Origin of the sequence: Chitinophaga sp. Cy-1792 (assembly GCF_011752935.1) — a bacterium.
Lineage (GTDB): Bacteria > Bacteroidota > Bacteroidia > Chitinophagales > Chitinophagaceae > Chitinophaga.
This window is the reverse complement of sequence record NZ_VWWO01000001.1, coordinates 3,160,753-3,177,412: the sequence shown is the minus strand read 5'-3', so window position 1 is coordinate 3,177,412 and position 16,660 is coordinate 3,160,753. Positions and strand designations below refer to the sequence as shown.

The 16,660-nt window shown below is 45.5% G+C and carries 13 protein-coding genes; 1 reads left to right on the top strand and 12 read right to left on the bottom strand.

The window, feature by feature from the left end:
• Positions 1–17: 17 nt before the first annotated feature.
• The 11 genes from F3J22_RS12925 to F3J22_RS12875 all read right to left on the bottom strand — a co-directional run bounded on the left by F3J22_RS12925 (position 18) and on the right by F3J22_RS12875 (position 14,256).
• A complete protein-coding gene (locus tag F3J22_RS12925; RefSeq protein ID WP_167017752.1) occupies positions 18–1,154 on the bottom strand; it encodes a cytochrome-c peroxidase in 1,137 nt (378 codons plus the stop codon).
• Between the two features lie 20 nt (positions 1,155–1,174).
• The gene (locus tag F3J22_RS12920; protein WP_167017751.1) at positions 1,175–2,737 is read right to left on the bottom strand and encodes a DUF6850 family outer membrane beta-barrel protein; all 1,563 of its coding nucleotides are present in this window, start codon (positions 2,735–2,737) and stop codon (positions 1,175–1,177) included.
• Between the two features lie 18 nt (positions 2,738–2,755).
• A complete protein-coding gene (locus tag F3J22_RS12915) occupies positions 2,756–4,093 on the bottom strand; it encodes a DUF4876 domain-containing protein (protein WP_167017750.1) in 1,338 nt (445 codons plus the stop codon).
• 10 nt (positions 4,094–4,103) lie between these two features.
• The gene (locus tag F3J22_RS12910) at positions 4,104–7,106 is read right to left on the bottom strand and encodes a carboxypeptidase-like regulatory domain-containing protein (protein ID WP_167017748.1); all 3,003 of its coding nucleotides are present in this window, start codon (positions 7,104–7,106) and stop codon (positions 4,104–4,106) included.
• 20 nt (positions 7,107–7,126) lie between these two features.
• Positions 7,127–8,146, bottom strand: a complete 1,020-nt coding sequence (locus F3J22_RS12905; protein ID WP_167017746.1) for a FecR family protein — start codon at positions 8,144–8,146, stop codon at positions 7,127–7,129.
• 68 nt (positions 8,147–8,214) lie between these two features.
• Positions 8,215–8,817: an RNA polymerase sigma factor gene (locus F3J22_RS12900; protein WP_167017744.1), complete on the bottom strand. Its 603-nt coding sequence runs from the start codon at positions 8,815–8,817 to the stop codon at positions 8,215–8,217.
• A 269-nt stretch (positions 8,818–9,086) separates the two neighbouring features.
• Positions 9,087–9,947: a fatty acid desaturase gene (locus F3J22_RS12895; RefSeq protein WP_167017742.1), complete on the bottom strand. Its 861-nt coding sequence runs from the start codon at positions 9,945–9,947 to the stop codon at positions 9,087–9,089.
• A gap of 255 nt (positions 9,948–10,202) precedes the next feature.
• Positions 10,203–10,922 (bottom strand): hypothetical protein, encoded by a 720-nt coding sequence (locus tag F3J22_RS12890; protein WP_167013033.1) that lies wholly within the window; start codon positions 10,920–10,922, stop codon positions 10,203–10,205.
• Between the two features lie 84 nt (positions 10,923–11,006).
• Complete coding sequence (locus tag F3J22_RS12885; RefSeq protein ID WP_240155045.1) at positions 11,007–12,245, bottom strand: M20 family metallopeptidase; 1,239 nt, start codon at positions 12,243–12,245, stop codon at positions 11,007–11,009.
• A gap of 18 nt (positions 12,246–12,263) precedes the next feature.
• Entirely contained in the window at positions 12,264–13,703 is a 1,440-nt protein-coding gene (locus F3J22_RS12880) for a DNA/RNA non-specific endonuclease (RefSeq protein ID WP_167017740.1), read from the bottom strand.
• 139 nt (positions 13,704–13,842) lie between these two features.
• A complete protein-coding gene (locus tag F3J22_RS12875; protein ID WP_167017738.1) occupies positions 13,843–14,256 on the bottom strand; it encodes a hypothetical protein in 414 nt (137 codons plus the stop codon).
• 167 nt (positions 14,257–14,423) lie between these two features.
• Here F3J22_RS12875 and F3J22_RS12870 point away from each other — a divergent pair, with 167 nt between their 5' ends.
• Positions 14,424–15,956 carry a succinate CoA transferase gene (locus F3J22_RS12870; protein WP_205195200.1) on the top strand — a complete coding sequence of 511 codons (1,533 nt, stop codon included), beginning with the start codon at positions 14,424–14,426 and terminating at the stop codon, positions 15,954–15,956.
• A gap of 152 nt (positions 15,957–16,108) precedes the next feature.
• Here the strand turns inward: F3J22_RS12870 and F3J22_RS12865 are convergent, their stop codons facing one another.
• Complete coding sequence (locus F3J22_RS12865) at positions 16,109–16,567, bottom strand: GNAT family N-acetyltransferase (RefSeq protein WP_167017736.1); 459 nt, start codon at positions 16,565–16,567, stop codon at positions 16,109–16,111.
• Positions 16,568–16,660 lie beyond the last annotated feature (93 nt).

Here is a 16,660-nt window from a genome sequence, read left to right as displayed (position 1 = left end):
TGCAATAAAATTTCTATTTACTGTGGCAGATGTTCCGGCCTTCTCATCTTATAAGGCGCTCCGGTTATAGACTGCAAAAATGCAATCAGTGCCTGCTTTTCGTCTGTACTAAGATGCAAAGGCTGCATCAGTTTGTCTGTATGCGGAAACAAAGTGTCCTGCTCCTGCCCAGGCTTGGGCTTCATCATCTGCATGCCACTGTTATAAATATTGATCACTCCTTCGATATTATCAAACAGCCCGTTATGCATCCATGGCCTGGTCAGCATCACATCACGTAACGACGGCGTCCTGAAACGTCCTACATCTGCAGGATCGCCAGTGATGGTATATCTTCCCAGATCCTCATACTTACGCTGATAATAAGTAAGCCCGATATTATGAAATGCATCATCCGTAAAATATTTACCATTATGACAATTCATGCACCTGGCCTTGGTACGGAATAAATGCAATCCCTGTATCTCCTGATCGCTCAGTCGTTTATAATTACCCATTACAAACAAATCGAACCTGCTGGTACGACTCTTTATCGTTGCTTCAAAAGCAGCCAGGGCCTGTACAATTCTATCTATTGTAATATTATCAGCACCATACGCCAGCTGAAACAGATTTTTATATCCGGCAATTTTTCCAAGTTTCTCTGCCAGTAACGGCGGCTCCATATTCATTTCATGATGTGTGGCAATAGGGTTGATAGCCTGATCTTCCAGGCTTTCAGACCTCCCATCCCAAAAAAAAGTACGGTGTGCCTCACCAATATTGAGCAGTGAAGGGGTGTTGCGGCTGCCCTGCAAATGATCATTACCCAGGGAAACCCTGCGGCCATCTGCCCATGCCAGGTCCGGATCATGACAGCTACTGCAGCTGATCTGGTTACTACCCGACAATCGCGGGTCAAAAAATAGCATCTTCCCCAGGTTAACATCCGGTTGCTCCAATAAGCGCGGCAGATTTGTATCCGGTAAAATCGCTTCCAGCTCTTTCCATTGTACCCCGGAATCGATGACCGGCATCGGCCACATTGCCACTGGTCGCGCATACAAAGCACGCAGGCTATCTGCTTCCTGTTGCACGTGGCTGCTACCCGTTGTCAATGCCGACGCAAACACCAGCATCAGCAAACAGGTAATAATAATGATCGTTCGTTTCATTGATTTATAATGCTGCTTCCTTATAGATAAATATTAAATGAAACTCCATACTGTAAACGGTACGGCCCCACTTCCCTGATTTCTGCCAGGGGATAATTATCTGTATTTAACTTCTTTATATACTTTACTTCCGCACTTAATCCAGCCGGTACTGTCTTAAATATTCTACGGGAAATATAAACCACTTTTGCTCCCACACTACCTGCTACACTTTTCCAATAATAATAATCGTGGTACAATACATCCGTTACCAATTCATCGATCTGTAATGGCGCCACTGCTACCGTCGTTTGCAATGGCAGATACATACCCGCAGTCAGCTTAACTTTAAAGTGGTCATTATTTTTTAGCTGGCCATTCAACGTACCTCCTGCTGCTGGTGTAATAATGGTATAATCTAATTGCTGCGTACTCAGGAAATCCTGCCTGGATGAATGCTGTAGCTCTGCTCCGGCATCAAAGCCAAAAGATAAGCCTTTTTGTGCCGTTCCGGCATAAGCGTAATATAACTGAACATCAGTGGCCCGGTATACGTAGTTGTTCCCATTCAGGGGAGGCTGATTATTACCGTTGGAATAACGGTTGATATCCTCTCCGGCAGAAACTTTTGCACTCAGCTGCAAGCTATGTTGATTTCCTTTGTAAATCCCCAGGTTAAAGTTGTATGCCTCCAGCGTATATGTTCCCCAGACCGATTGTTTCAGCGAGCTTTCCAGGAAAGTCCCTGTTTTATATCTGCGCCAGTCATACGCCAGGGATGCCTGTAGCGTCCAGTCATTGCGCTGGTACATTTCTGTTAGTTTCAGTCCTGAGGAAGAAGAGGTGGTACGGATATTCTGGTCGGAGCCCGGCCGTGGCATATGATAGCCCATTCCCATCACCATATAGGTACGACGCTCCGGAAAGCTGTCTAACCCGTACTGGTATTTTTTGCTGCGGTAGGATGTTTGCGTATTTTCAGATGCATACCCTACAGAAGGTTGCAGCCCAAGAATATGCTTACCTGCTATGATGGCTACTTCCGGGCTTACACGCAGCTCAAAATCCTTCACTCCCGGCCGGGGATCGATATCCCTGAAAGCAGTATTGTAAAGATAATAAAAGCCACTGCCTATTAATAGTTTGTTGGGTATGGCCTCGTAGGCTACTCTCCCGTTGATGCGATACTGCTGCCGTTCGAAATTCCCAGCCTTTCTGGCGGCAAGAAAGTATGGCCGGTTCAGGTCAGGTAATCCCTGCAGTTGCCAGACGATACTGTCATCGCTGGTACGGCTATATGAAAAATTCCCGTATACCCTGAAGCGGCCAAGTGTACGAATACCTTCGCTCTCAAAAGATATCACCGAATGTTGCTGTGGCAGCTGTGCCAGCCTGAACCCTCCTGCTGTATTGCTGATGCCTGTTTTCACAATTCCCACATCACTGGTTGTGTAAAACTGTAAACTGGCAATAGACTGTGATGCCCATTGATAGCGGCTCATTGCTGGTTCATAATTAAAGATACTGTCTGCTGTGATTTCCTTTTGGCCAAAGGTCACCACAGACAATAACAGCGCCGGCATCAACATTGATATCTTCTTCATGCGATCTTTTATTGGCGTTTATTTACTGGTAAATGCATTTTTGGAAGGGTCTGCCTTGATGACCACAAAGTCCAGGATAGAATTATTGGTATCCTGCAATACGATACGTCCATCAACTTTATTCTGTGTTTTTCGCAGGATAGCCTGACTACTGTATGCACCATTGGGCACATACGCAAATCCCGCATCCAGATCAGCAGGAAGACGCTTAGGCGTGTGCTTTGCTATATCTGTCGGCTGCATTTCCACTGCATCAAAAATCTGAGCACCAGCTTTTGGAATCTGGAAATACAACCTGGTATCTTTAGGATTGTTGTCAGGTGTCTGCAATAGTTTCCAGGTAGATTTAATATCAGCGGTAGTCTTAAATATTATCAGCCCTTCTCTGCCGAGGTTATCAAGAATGAGATCGCGGTTAGGATTAGCGATAACGGTAACGTGTGTAGTGGAAGTATTGAGGTCAGATGCCAATGGATTTGTACCAGGGAAATTACCCATATATACATCAAAGTCCGCCTTGCTCAGGTCTACAGTAAGATCCGGATTTCTTACGCCTACTTCTTTTCCGTTAATATCGGTAAACGGTACCTTGTGGTTGATGGCTGTTTGCGCTATGATAAGGCTCTTTCCTGGCTGTACGGGATAGGTGCTGCCGTTGCCGGGAATACGGAAAATCATCGAAGAATAAACATAATCCGTATTGGCATTGGCAACGGTATTACCGGCAGACAGCGACCAATCCCACTGACCGGTAGCTTTCAGGTAATACCCCTTTGAAAGATCCAGACTGCTTGAAGCGGTACTAACCCCTTCCACCTGCGCGAAATAAAGACTATCGGCATACAGTACATGATCTGAATTATTGTATATCTCAAAAAACTGGTCTCTGAACAATGCACCATCTTTTGTATCCGAACCTGCATAGTAAATCTGCTTGATCACCCAGCTGTCGGAACCACCACCTGTTTTGATGTCTACTTTCAGATTATTCTCCGGCGACACAGCAGCTGCTGTTAATGTACCCGTGTAAATGACACTTCCTGCCACTTTCTGGCCCGTTGCAGCCAGATATGCTTCCGGAGATAGTTTCAGCTCTACAGAAACATTATAAGTCCCCGGGATCATCTTCTGAAAAAATACAGTATTGGTATCTGTACTGATACTGTCTTTATACTTATTATTGTTGGTCGCATTAGTAAGCGTCACAACGGCTCCTTTATATGGGATGCTCACACTGTTGTCGGCAGAAAGCTGTAAAGACACTGCAATATCCACCGGTTGCAAAGGTGCTGCCTTATCTTTATGACAGGCAGATAAAACTAAAGCTGATAGCAGTGTAAAAAGAATTTTTCTCATAGAAGTTTATTTAGAATTTCAATGCAATTTCTCCTGACAAGACCACTGGTTGTGAAAAGGTTTTCACTAAATTGGTCTTGTCGTAGTATTTCTGATTTAGTAAGTTGAAAACATTGTAGGCATTGACGGAAAACCTGATCTTCTTCTTTATCTCTTTAACTACCTGCATGTTGAAGGTGAAATAAAAAGGTTCAGCGTTATCGTATGCACTGGTATCCAGGCTACTCCATAATCTGAAAATCGGACTATCCGGACTTAGTTCTTCTGCAGGGTGATATATGTTGTCCAGGTCAGTATACCCGAGAAACCTGTTGCTGTTATTGAAGTTTCTTTGTCGTTTATAGAGCGACAGGTTGGTAGTAAGGTTCACAATGAAACCTAGTTTGGGTATATGCGTGGAGGCATTGATTCTCCCATTAAAAGCCCAGGCTTCATAATTCACCGGAGAAAACAAACCATACCACACATTATTGGAAACCGCCAAAGAACTCGTTTCCAGGTATATCCTGTTTAAATGACTTCCATATTTACTGTAAGCCATGCCGGCAGAAAAACTAAAGGTGGTAGCAATAGGTTTTATTCTCCCCACACTCAGCAACCAGTCTGCCCCAATATCATCCGTGTTTACATCGTTCACCACCCGACTCAATGCCATTCCCGTTACGTTCTTACTTTTCCCGTTGGGGTAATAATGGATTTTCCCGCCAATTGTATCATAATCATAACCGGGAAGGGAGTACATTTTCTGGTCAGCTGTGGTATTAAATCCACCACGCATATTTCTGTAATAGAAAAATAAGGAGGTGGCAATTTTTTTATCGCTGTATTTCCAGCCCCACTCTACCTGCGTAGAACGGATTGGACGCAGGTAGCTGTTGTCCGGCGTAACCTTTTCCGTGTACATCAATACCAGTCGTTTTTCAGGCTGCTGGTCGTATACCAGCAACACCGGGATATCAAAGTAAGATGGTGCAGGATAACGGTAGGCCATACCCGGCGCCCTGGAAGAGGTGCCAAAACCCAGGGTGGTGGTGAAGTGCCTGTTCAACGTTAAAGATGTGTTGATACGGGGTTGAAGTGTCCCAAATCCATTCTGGATATCATATCGCAGGCCGGGGTCCAGGGTCAGTTTTTTATCCCCCAGAAAAACATTAAAATGGTCCTGAATATAAAATCCGCTATTGATCAATGCCGGCAAAAACTCATAGGCGTAGGGACGTTGATTCTGATAACTCTGGTTAACAAACCGGGGCGCAGCAGGGTCCACGATTACCCCTTCCCCATTATTGTAACTAATGGTGGTGTTCCATCCAATACTCCAGGTATGCTCTATGTTTCCGGAAAGCCAGGCCCCTTCTGCACTTAAATCCGCACTACCATTATTCGGCTGCCCCAGTACGTGATCAATAGCCGTATAGTTTCCCGGAATATAGTAGCCCTCATAAATTCCTGTTGTGTCTTTATCTGCAATTGCTTTCGGCTGTGCATTGATAAGGTACTGTGAATAGGATTCCTGGCGTGCATGCGAATAACCCAGGTTCAGACTTACCCTTCGCAAGAAGCTACTATTCACCTCATAACTCATCCTGTTGGTAAAGCTGATATTATTTGTTTTCGCGTAAACAGCCTGTTCACGGTCATCTTCAGGATCTGATCTTAAATTATCATTTCTGTAGACATAGGAAACAGCAACAGTATTTTTTAATTTACTGGTGAGATAATCAGTCCACATTACACTCAGATTTGTTCTGTCGTATGATTGCAGCATGTTACGGGGATCTGCATTATAGCGAAGGTGGTTAACAGCAATATTCAGTGCACCCAGTTTTTTACCAAGGTCGAAACCCTTTCCCATTGAGTATTGTGTAGTATATCCATTGATACCCACATTTACAGCCCAGGGCGAGTAACCAGCCTGTCTGTCGATGATCACTGCACCAGTAGTTGCATTCCCGATCTTTGCAGATGGAACACCCGAAACAATTTCAATACGTTCAATATTATTCACCGGAATATCACGCATGTCAAATCCGGTAAAGGGGACGTCAAATCCTCTCTCACCGTAAGGCCTTATCATGGAGGTACTCAGTCCAAACATGGACAGGCTTTTAGATTGCATATTTGCGTCGTTGGATTGTGCTATACCATCAACGATATAGGTCACCCCAAGAGCGTTCAGGTTGGATGCTACATCTGTACTGGCTGTTCTCAATGTCAGGGTCTGTACGTTTTTCAGGTCTGGCGCCTTCACTTCCCTCCCTGGTAATGCACTTAGCAGGTCCGCCAGGGAAAAGGCCTGTGATTGTTCTATTGCCTCTCTGTCAAATACGATGGAAGAATTGGAATTTGTTCCTTTCTGTACCGCATTGACATGGATACCTTCCAGGGTCAGACTCAGTTCTTTCAGCATATAGGTAGGAGTCTGTTTATAATCGGCGGCTGTAAGTAAAACCTCGCGGGTTTGTTTTCCCATATAGCTGATCGTGAGGTGTGCTACCTGCCTGGTATCAGGAATTTTAAAAGAGAAACTACCGTTTACATCAGATGTCTGCTGATCCTGTGTTTCTTCAAGTTTTACGCTGGCAAAGCTCAATGGTTTATTCTTCTCATCCACAATCAGGCCGGTGAACAAACCTGGCACCGCTACCGTACCGTAAGCCTGCAGCACCGCATCAGGCAATGCATGATGCTTATTTTTCGGAAAGATGATAAATCCCTTACCGTTATATTTATAATCATAGCCAGTTTCTTTCAGCAGGTCTGCCACGATCGAGGTTACGGTGACTTTACTATATTTTCTCGCACCTATTTGAAAACGACTGAGAACAGCAGGGTTGTAGGTAAAAGAGGTAGATGTTTCTTTACTTAATTGCTGCAATACTTCCGGAAGTGAACCTCCTTTCAGTACAACGAAAACGTATGTATCTGGTACCTGTTGTGCTGTAGTCTGCAAGGAAAACAGCAGCATTACCAATAGAAATGGCAGTTTTATATGTGCATATAAAAATTTCATCTGATAAATATTATTTTCTGTTATTTACAAGGCTGGCCTTTAATATGTATGGCGTTTCCGTTATACGTGTAAGTAATACCGTAAATCATGTGTAATGCATCCAGTATCTGTGAAATCGGATCTATGTTGCTAAAGCTGGTAGTAATCCGGCAGCTGGCTATGCCAGGTGTATCAAAAATTATCTGAATATTATATAACCGCTCCAGGTCCTGACGAAGTTCCTCAAAGCTGACGTTGGTAAGCGTTACCGTGCCGCTCATCCACCTGCCATCTGCTGCTGTAAATGTTTCCATACGAAGCGCACCGGTGGTTTTATCCGAAATTGTTGCCTGTCCGGCTTTTACACTATCAGCTTTATATTTGTTATTACTGACAGTTACCACCCCTTCTATTACGCCTACTCTTTCCATAGTAAAGGAGTTATAGCTTTTTACAGAAAAAGCTGTTCCCAGGTCAGTAACCTTCATTCCCGAAGCAGTCATAACAGAGAAAGGGTGTTTGCTGTCATGTACTACCTGGAAATAAGCTTCCCCATCCAACAGTTCAAGCGACCTGTTGCGCGCGAATGGCTCATTAAAACGTATGGTAGTAGCTGCATTCAGCCACACGACCGAACTATCAGGCAATACAAATCTTTTCAGCTGCCCTTTGCGGGTGCTGACAATTATTTTCTTTGTCGGATAGGAAAGATTCCATTGATAGTAAGTACCGGTAGCAATTAACATTAATATAACAGCTGCGGCTATACGAATAAACAGTGGTCGTAATTTATTACTACCTACCTGCACCTGTAAAGGATCATGCTGCCCTTGCCGCATCAGCTCCTGCAACTTTTTTTTCTGTACGGTACTTTCGGCCACCTGCCCATGATGGTGCAATGCCATTACAAAAACAGTGGCTTCCTCCAGCATTGGCCGGAGTTCGGGATGATCTGCCGCAAATTGTTTCCAGCGGGCAGTATCTGCTGTATTTCTGTTCAGACAATAATTGATGAAAGACTCATCAGTGGCGAGGTTTACTATCGTTAAAGGTGGCTGCATTTTCGCTGTGCTTTATTATAAGAGAGCAGCACCTTATATTTTTTACCCGCCTGTTTGCAACTTTTTTTCTACAGTAACAAAAGATGTATCGCCGAGATGATTTCTTTTGAGTGCCCATCCGCTGTCAGGTTGGCTCTGAGCGTTTTTATGGCTTCATGAATTTTGTTGTATATCGTTCGCTCTGTCAGTTTAGTTTTGTCTGCAATCTCACTATAGCTTAATCCCTCATAATACTTCATCCGTATCAATTCCTGTTTCCGGGCAGATAATCGTCCGATAGCCCTGCTTAGTATTTCTTCCAGTTCCCGGAGCCTGATCTGACTGATCAGCAAATGCTCATGGGAGGCTTCTACCTGGTCCAGCCCTTCATTGACAAGGTCGCCGGGAAACTGCAGCAGTGCATTTGTTTTTGCGGCTGCACTGATCAGTCGTCGGCGAAAGGACGTATACGTATAGGCTGCCGGGTGCTCCACAGTTATGAGTATGGCACGTTTCTCCCAGAAATAAAAAAAAGTCTGGTTGATCGTGTCTTTTACCAGCTCTCTATCCTGTGTGATGCGTAGTCCATAAGCCAGCAGCCCCGGATACCAGGTATCGAATAATTCAAAAAACCTGGCTTCATCGCCTTGCAAAAGTCCCTCCCACAATTCGCCCGCTGCTGGTATTTCCATTAATAACTACTTTAAGTATTACTATTCTCCTGTAAGGGAATGCAAAAGTACGTGGAGTTCTTTCCCGCTGTTTACGCAATCGGGAAAATTTCAGCTGTAAGGGAACAACAATCACAAAGTAGGCAAAAGATGTACGTCTTCTCTCTAAAACCCTTCATCACAAAGGATTACAGAGAAATTTAAAAGCACTTCAAAAACAGGAAAACCAGCTGCCATACCGGAAAATTTTCGTATACACATAAGCGGTACCTGGCCGGAGTAGAAATAAGTTATCCTTCCGATACCTGCAGATTTTCGCTGAAGTAATTGGGAATATGGGCAGATTTGTTCCGGACGATCTGCCGGTAGGTTTCAAAAAATCCGGTGGTAATATCACTCTGGATAGGCGCCAGCTTTACATAAGCCTCCGGTAAGCGGAACCAGGGTATGGTGGGGTATTTATGATGAATATAGTGATAACCGTTATTGTGCGTGACCATGTTGGTGAATGCATTGATATTGGTGCGGGTACCCGATACCGTATGAAAATGATCGGAAATCTCTGACCAGTACAAATAAGCAGCACCGCTCCAGTACAGGGGAAACAGCCAGAACTTCACCAGCCAGAGCAACTTACCACTGATAGCAAACAAAGCCACCACGACTGCCCAGAATGCGATAATCTTCCAGCCGCTTTTAAAAGGCCTTAAACTGATGGTACGGATATAATGTATGCCCGGCAGCCCGATCAACGGTTTAATGAACCATATATAGGCAAAATGGTACCGTGGATTGAATAAACCCATCTTACGATAATCCTCCACCAGGTGGTCCTCCATTTTCCCCAGCCTGCTGTGATGTACCAGGTGTTCATGCCGGAACTGTTCTACAGTTTTGAAAAAAGGCAGGGCATATAAAAATTCCAGATAATAGTTCAGCCGTTTTTGCCGGAAAAGGTTATGATGGGAGGCTTCATGCAGCAGCGATTCACCGATGGCAAACTGAAAGGCACCAATCAGCCAGACAGATGGCAGGTAAAGATAAATGGATGGATAGCGGATATTCAGCCATGCAACCAGGAAGATAACACTCCAGTCTCTCGTGATGGCTAATACAGCCTTTGTATTATTATGGATGAGATATTCTTTCATCTCCTGATACTTTTTTGAGGGTTCGCATTCAATCATTAACGATGGTTAGCAGGGGTCAGGCGCGGGGCTAATGCCAGTTTTACAAGGAAATTACACAACGGTACTTAACAAAAATCCATGTGCTTACGAAGATAAAGAATAATTTCAAAAATAAGCCACCGCTACCTCCCGGACGAGGACGCTACAGGCAGGTATGCCAACAAAAAAGCTGATCCCTGTTGAGAGACCAGCCTTTATAATATCTAAAAAAACTTATTATTTCACCCGTACCAGTTTCAGTTTCTGATAAGTATTACTGTTCACCTTTCCTTCCAGCCCCTGCAGGTCAATTGTTACATCTTTCTGCTGCAGCCTTCCTTCCATGGTAAGGGTATCACCACTGATCACATAACCATAAGTACTTACACCTGGCATCGTAATATCAGCGCCCATACCGGAAAGGTCCGGCATCATCAGCGATACACTGATAGAATCCTTCCCTATCAGCTGGTAGTCTGCCTCACTATCCGCTGCCGGCACCGTGTAATCCAGGTCATATTTTATCGGCTGCCCGGTAATACCGGATGTAATAATAGTAGTGGTGTATGTAGTTTTGATACGGAAGGTTACGCCCTTACTCACCGCATGACCAGCCGCAAAAGTATAGAGGCCCGCAGCCGTACTGTTATCTGTAAAGTTCATCACTACTGAAGAAGAAGCAATGGTACCCATAAAATCGTAGGATGTCTGTACGGCATTCTCTGACCCGACATACACCAGTTTCCAGGTACCGGTAATATCTGCATTGCCGGTATTACCCGTGTTTCCTGTGTTGCCGGTATTTCCGTTATTACCGTTGTTATTGTTGTTTCCATTGTTTCCGTTATTACCGGAAGACACAGGGCCATTGATACCTGGCTCAACTATCACCTCCTTATTGCAGGCGAAGAGGAATGCCGACAATAATGCGGCACTTAATATAATGCGGGCTTTCATAGGACAATCTTTGAGGCCGCAAAGTTATAGTAAATATTTTTATTATGCGAATCTGTTATTAAAAAAAACGTATATGCACCCTGGTTAGTTACCCAGGGTTTTCAGCGCCAGGTAAGTCATCAGGCCGGCGCCGGTTTCCAGGGAAACCTCATCTGCATCAAAGGTAGCCGTATGTAACCCCGATACAATCCCCCGTGCTTCATTCCGCACGCCCAGCCGGTAGAAGCAGGCCTCGGCAGATTGGGAGTAATACGCAAAATCTTCCGCAGCCATCCAGATATCCAGGTCCACCACATTTTCGACACCCAGAAAATCGATCGCATGCTGCTTCGCCACCGTAGTGAGTACTTCATCGTTGATCAGCACAGGATAGCCCTGCTGAATGTCGACCGTACACCGGGCTTCCATCCCTTCTGCAATAGATTCCGCCATCTTACGGATTTTTTCGTGTGCTGCCTTACGCCAGCCTTCATCCAGACTACGAAACGTTCCTTCGATCTTCACTTCGTCTGGTATCACATTGGTGGCACCATTGGCGATCATCTTTCCAAAAGATAAAACAGAAGGCAGTAACGGATTGGCTCTCCTGCTCACGATCTGCTGCAATGCCGTGATGATATGACAGCCGATAACAACAGGATCGATGCCCAGGTAAGGCATGGCGCCATGTCCTCCTTTACCATGTACCGTGATAAAAATTTCATCATTGCTGGCCATATACCTGCCGCCACGGAAACCTACCTTCCCTGCTGCCAGCTCCGGCATGGTATGCTGTCCGAAAATATGGTCCGGCTTAGGGTTTTGCAGCACCCCTTCTTTAATCATCATACTGGCGCCGCCAGGGATCAGCTCCTCCGCCGGCTGAAAGATCAGCTTCACGGTACCGCTGAAATCCGGCTTCAGCTGTTGCAATATGCCTGCTGTAGCCAGCAAGGAAGAAGTATGTACATCATGGCCGCAGGCATGCATCACGCCAGGGTTTACCGACTTATACCCCACCTCGTTCAGCTCCTGAATCGGTAGTGCATCTATATCTGCCCGAAGGGCGATAACAGCATTTGAATCCGCTTTTTCTCCCTTCAGCAGTGCTACAACGCCGGTATCTGCCATCCGCTCATGACGGATGCCGTAGGCATCAAGCTGCGCTTCAATAAATTTTGCGGTATTATATTCCTTGTAAGATAATTCGGGGTAGGTATGCAGGTGCCTGCGATTAGCGATGGTAGAAGGTTGCAGCTCTCTGGCCAGCTGCCTGATCTTATCTTTCAACATATTATTTCCTTTTTGATAAGCGGCAGCCAGTTTTTCTACCAGCTGCCGCATACCCGAAAATAATACTTATCAGTCTCCCGAGTCGATTTTTTTTACCAGCTCTGCTCTGACAGATTCCGGCAGTTTACTCAGGAGCTTGAGGTTGGTGGCTTTCTCAATTTCGTCTACAGAGGTAAGATAAGCGTTCCACTTAGGACTTACATCGTTTTTATTAGGCGTATTCACGGCAATAATGCGGGTATTTTTATTGATACGTTTCAGGTCATTATTACCTTCCGGTATCACCACAATCACTTTCCAGATATGGTCCGGCACGGTGATATTGTCGCGGTCAATTTTCTTGCGCAGTCCTTTGGAGCCCATACCACCGGAGCCGTAGCTACCCATGATAATGTATACTTCATTACCGTCTTTTACGAGGCTGCGGGTATAGTTTTCCAGGTTAGCCCAGAGATGCTGGTTATGCATCGGCGCCTGCGGGATCATATTCGTCATCAGGAAGGTGGCCTCGTTGGCGTCGCGGGAGAACGTCCTGTCGCCGGAAGGGCAGTTATGCCCCCTGTCGAACCCACTACCAATGTAGCTCGACTGTGTCACCTGGTACCAGTTATCAGGCATATCTGCATCCGGGCGGAAATCGTTCGCCCTGGACATCGGCCCCAGATCATCAGAACCCACATGCCAGCTCACCCAGTTAGGACCACCACGTTCACGGTTATACGATAATTTGTAGTAGCCTTTATCCATCAGGTAGTTGTCTGGCATCACCAGCGCAGCTTGTGCATTACTTGGGTTACCCAGGAGGATATTGTCATTATCTCCAGCTACCTCATTACCGGTGGAAGCACCTTTGCTGCCACTACCGGCATCCGGCGATGTGGTGGCATTGCTGCTGAATACAACTGTGAGCGCATCGAAATTGATACGGCCATTATCTTTGTCCGGATTTCTAATCTGGAGACGTACTGTTTTTTCTGTGGAGATGGTAAAGGTAGATGTCTGCAGCGTAGGAGAACTGGTTTTCACCGCATTACCTACCTGGAGGAAACGTTGTCCTTTGTTGACAGAGGCCCAGAGCTCCCAGTTACCGCCGGCATCAGTGCCATAGGCCGCATGCTTCAGTGTAACCGTTACCGTACCACTGACATTCACATCAAAATTCATGGTGGCACTACCGCCGCCGCGTATACGAAGTGCCTGGCTGCCTTGCTTATGGTCTTCGTCTTTCGCCCCTATCACGGCGTCTTTCAGCGTCCAGCTACCTGAAGAAAGCGTAATGGTTTCCGTGTTGTAATTTTCCTTTACAGGACCATCAGTTTCAAAGTCTTCATAAAGTAAAGGCGGTTTCTTCTTTGCGGTGGAAGTTTTCTTGTGTGCAGTTTTCTTAGGAATATCTTTCTCTTTTTCCGAAGTAAACTTACGGGTGCAGTATGTCACCAAAACGGCTACGACAGCCAGTATGATGACAAATGGACTACTATTGCTACTCTTACTTTTTTTCTTTGGCATAGTGCAGGTTACGAGCGCGCGAAGATATCATTTTCCCGTGTTCCTGCAAAGCAGTGGCGTATTAAAAAATAAAAGGACGTTTATACATCACCGTTTTATCGGTTTAGTATAAACGCCATAAAAAATTAAAAGTCAGTTATCAGAAAAACAGCTGTGACAATACGTTGGTAGCATCGCTAGCTTTAGGTTTGAGTCCCAGGAACTTTGCATACTGTGCTGCGGTGAATACCCCTTTTAATTTACTAAACAGTCCGCCCTGCAATCCTTTGAATTTCGACGTGTATTCAGTAGGGTTAGTTTGCTGCAACGGCATGATCCCTGCTTTTTGTTTCAGAAATCCGGATACCAGGTCTGTCACTTTTGGTTGTTGGGTGTTGTTCAGTCCTAAAGATGGAGTCAGTTGGCCCATGATACCGCTGGTGAGGTTAGAAAGGTTTCCCGTGGAAGATGTGGTGCCGGTGGCTTTTTTGGCTGCGTCCAGGATGTTTTGTGCTTTGGTTTCGCCAATGGCCAGCAGGCTTGCTGTGGCAGCGAGCAGAAGGATTTTTTTCATTTTTCAGATGATTTTAGGAAGATGATTACCAGGTATGTTATAACAAAAAGGCGGGGAAATGGTTGGCTGACAATCTCAGGAGATTTCTGGCCGGTTTAAGCAACATTTTGACCCTTTATCGTCTTTGAGCCACCTGGTAAGATCGTAATTTTAGGGCTGCATTAAAAATGCAATTAACCATCATCAAAACAATGTACGAAGATAGAATAAAGAGATCTGGCCTGCAGGGAAAGATCACCAGTGCAGCCGATGCCGCCTCTTTTATTAAGGACGGTATGGTAGTTGCCAGCAGTGGTTTTACCAAAGCGGGCGACAGTAAGGCCGTACTGAAAGCGCTGGCTGCTCATGTACAGGACCACCCGATGAAGATCACGCTGCTCACCGGCGCATCTCTCGGCCACGGCACAGACGGACTACTGGCAGAAGCCCACGCCTTGAAAAAACGCATGCCCTTCCAGGTAGATCCTGTATTGCGCAGTAACATCAACAGCGGTGATGTTTTATTTATGGATCAACACCTCGGAGAAAGTGCCGAGTTAATCAACGAAGGCATCATCACACCCGATATCGCAGTCATTGAAGCACTGATGATAGAAGAAGATGGCAGCATCGTTCCGACAACTTCCGTAGGTAATACCGCCAGCTTTGCTGCGGCAGCATCCAGGATCATTGTAGAGATCAATATTTCTGTACCACTGACACTGCATGGCGTGCATGATATTTTCTCCGCCGGCACCTGGCCCGACAGAAAAATCATCCCTATCACCAGTGCAGGTACCCGTATCGGACGTACTTCCATACCGGTAGATCCTGAAAAAATTATTGCAATCGTTATAACTGAAACAACCGATAGTCCGGCACAAATCAATGAGCGCGATGATAAAACACGCGCCATTGCCGGGCATCTGCTACAGTTTTTCGAACATGAAATAAAAAGAGGCCGGCTCACTCCTTCCCTGCGTCCTTTGCAATCAGGCATAGGAAAAGTAGCCAACGCAGTGCTGGAAGGCTTTATAGACGGCAACTTCCATAACCTGACCATGTACTCTGAAGTACTGCAGGACAGTACTTTCAGTTTAATAGATGCCGGAAAAATGGATTTTGCATCCGCGAGTAGCATCACCGTATCACAGCCCTGCTACAACAGGCTGATGAACGATATCGAAAGGTACAAACCCAATATCGTACTGCGTCCGCAGGATATCAGCAATGCCGCGGAAGTAATACGCAGACTGGGTGTTATCAGTATCAATACTGCCATAGAATTTGATATTTACGGCAACGTAAACTCTACGCATATCGCAGGTACGAAGATGATGAATGGCATCGGTGGTTCCAACGACTTTGCACGCAACGCCTATATGAGCGTATTCGTGACACAGGGATCCTCCAAGGCAGGTGCCATCTCCCACATTGTACCAATGGCTTCGCACGTCGATAACAGTGAACATGATGTCGATATCCTCGTCACTGATTTCGGACTCGCGGATCTGCGCGGACTCGCGCCACGCGAAAGAGCTAAACTAATTATCAGCAACTGTGCTGATCCTGCTTACAGAGATGAATTAAATGATTATTTCCTGGCAGCATGCAAAAAAGGCGGACACACGCCACATCTGCTACAGGAGGCACTGAGCTGGCATCAGCGGATGGAAAGCACAGGTGCTATGAAAAGAGAACAAGTCCCTCAGGATATGTAGGTTTTGCTTATGAAGAACAGGTGTGAAAGGCAAAGAGGTCGTCTCCGTAATGGAGCGGCCTCTTTTTTATGCACATAAAAAAAACTGCTCCTACCAGGTAGAAGCAGTTTAGTATTTTTTTCATGATCGAACAATGACGGTGATCAGCGATACTAACCTAATCGCTTACGCATACAAATACTGTTGTCCATCCCGATATACTGACCATAATTATCCATGATCGTATATCCGCTCTTCTGGTACAAACTGATGGCTTCCGGCTGACGCTTGCCTGTTTCCAGGATGGCATATCCGTAATTCAATTCTCTTGCCCAGTTTTCCAGCTCCTGTAAAATGCCCATTGCAATACCCTGTCCGCGAAGGTCAGGCATTACAAACATACGCTTGATTTCTATCGTATGATCATTGAACTCACGGAAACAGGCACACCCTACAGCCGCTCCGGCTGCATACGCAATCAATACCGTTTCAATGGCATCAATTACGTTGTGCTCATCATAAAGTTCCTGCAACTCATGGTAGCGGTCACGAAGATCATCATCCAGTGCGCTGGTCAATGATTCAAAGTCCCGTTGTTCATTGTTGGTGCGGAGATAGGTTACCGTGTTCATTACTTTTCTGTTTTTACGGGCTACAAAATTTCACCCCAATGATATAACCAAAAAATATATCTACAAAAAAAATAAAATCACAGCGAGAGAAAA